This window comes from Actinosynnema sp. NPDC023658 (assembly GCF_040639995.1).
Taxonomy (GTDB): Bacteria; Actinomycetota; Actinomycetes; order Mycobacteriales; family Pseudonocardiaceae; genus Actinosynnema.
Genome location: NZ_JBFAAX010001244.1, coordinates 1 through 1468, shown reverse-complemented (window position 1 = coordinate 1468; position 1468 = coordinate 1). Strand labels below are relative to the sequence as shown.

General features: G+C 73.1%; 2 protein-coding genes. Both read left to right on the top strand.

Annotation, left to right across the window (positions count from 1 at the left end):
• A partial coding sequence (locus AB0G02_RS39920) for a hypothetical protein (RefSeq protein WP_360805652.1) occupies window positions 1-772 on the top strand: 772 nt, incomplete at its 5' end.
• Complete coding sequence (locus tag AB0G02_RS39915) at window positions 769-1443, top strand: RraA family protein (RefSeq protein ID WP_360805649.1); 675 nt, start codon at window positions 769-771, stop codon at window positions 1441-1443. The genes AB0G02_RS39920 and AB0G02_RS39915, both read left to right, overlap by 4 nt.
• Window positions 1444-1468 lie beyond the last annotated feature (25 nt).

The window sequence follows — 1468 nt, the reverse complement described above, 5'->3', positions numbered from 1 at the left end:
CCTCCAGCCCGCGGGCACCCCGAACGTGGAGAGCGTCGAGCTGGTGGAGTGCCTGCGGGCCGCCGGCGTGGACGCGTTCCTGGCCGACCCGCGCACGATCGGGGTCGACGGCGACCGGGTGCGGTTCGACGGCCGGCCCGCCGACCTGTGCTGGAACAAGGTCAACACGGTGTCCTGGCTGGCGTACTGCGCCGACCCGGCCTTCGTCGACCGGTGGGAACGCGCCGTCCGGGACACCGCCGTGGTGCACGTCAACCCGTTCGGCGCGCGGTACGTCGCGGAGAACAAGCTGACGCTGGCGCTCGTGCAGCAGCCAGAGCACGCCGACCTCTTCACCGCCGCGGAACGGGCTCTGGTCTCCGAGCTGCTGCCGTGGGCGCGCAAGCTCACCCCGGACGCGGTCGACGACGACGGCGGCCCGCTGGCCGACCGATTGCTGGCCGACCCGCGCGGGTTCGTGCTCAAGCAGCACTACGACATCAGGGGCGACGGCGTGACCATCGGCCACGACTGCGCTCCGGACGCGTGGCGCGACGCCGTCGCGGCCGGCCTGCGCGGCGGGCACCTCGTGCAGCGGCGGGTGGTGCCCACCGGTTACCCCGTCGTGGAGGCCGGGTCGGATCAGGTGCACGCCATGCCGATCAGCCTGGACACCTACCTGCTCGGCGGCCGGGTGGCCGGCTTCGGGTCCAAGGCGAGTCGCAACGCCAAAATCAACATCTTCCAGGGAGGCCAGAAGTTGGCTGTTCACGTGATCGACGACGGCTCATGACGGACCTCGGCCGCGAGCTGGCGGCGTTCGGCACCTCGGCGGTCAGCGACGCACTGGACATCGCGGGCGTGCCGGGCACGCTGTGGGGTGCCGCGCGCCAGTCCGGTACCGGCGTGGTCGTCGGACCGGCGTTCACCGTCACCTTCGAGCCGGTGGCCGAGGGCGAGCGCGCCGCCGCCGCGGACTACATCGACGACGTGCCGCCGGGCTCGGTCGTCGTGCTGTCCAACGACGGACCGCACTGCACGGTGTGGGGCGACATCCTCGCGGAGGTGGCCGTGGCCAAGGGCATCGCGGGGACCGTGATCGACGGCTACTGCCGCGACGTCGACGGCATCCGCGCGCTCGACTACTCGGTGTGGGCCCGGGGCGCGTTCATGCGGTCCGGCAAGAACCGCGTGCGCAAGGTCGCCACGCAGCAGCCGGTGACCATCGGCGCCGAGGGCGACCGGATCACCGTGCGCCCCGGCGACCTCGTCACGGCCGACGGCAGCGGTGTCGTCGTCGTGCCGGCCCACCTCGTGGCCGAGGTGGTCGACACCGTGACGCGGGTGGCCGAGATGGAGGCCAAGGTGCTCACCGACGTGCGGGCGGGCGTGCCGCTGCGGGTCGCCCGCGCCAACCACGGGTACAACGACGTGGCGCGGCGGACCACGGCGGTGACTCCGTGACCGGGCTGGCCGAGCTGCTGCGCAC

Coding starts and splice junctions, on each gene's coding strand:
- AB0G02_RS39915 (WP_360805649.1), top strand. CDS start 769: ATGACGGACCTCGGCCGCGAGCTGGCGGCGTTCGGCACCTCGGCGGTC.